The 286-nt window shown below is 62.9% G+C and carries 1 protein-coding gene; it reads right to left on the bottom strand.

Translation table 11 applies throughout. The features are described from left to right. The coding region (locus tag AC1RPQ_RS08400) for a hypothetical protein (RefSeq protein WP_481762329.1) at nt 1-198 on the bottom strand (198 nt) is incomplete at its 3' end. Nucleotides 199-286 lie beyond the last annotated feature (88 nt).

Here is a 286-nt window from a genome sequence, read left to right on the forward strand (position 1 = left end):
CTCAGCGTACATATCAATCAGGCCCGACAGGCCCGGATAAGCCGCGTCGAATTCAGCACGACGAGCCGCGAGATTTGCCACGCGTTCGGCCTCGGCCGCCGCTGCCTCAGCCGCACGCTTTGCAGCTTTGCGTTCGTCGGCGCGCGCCTTAGTCGCGTTCAGCTTTGCGAGCCGCTCGGCCGTGTAAATTTTTGTCAAAACGGGCGCACCTTTGCCCGAGCCGCCGCATTGATAGCAGGTGTACCACGTATAGGCCCATGCTTGCGAGCCACCTGCACCGCCGCAC

This window comes from Dellaglioa sp. CoH-57-MRSF-21 (assembly GCF_056781915.1).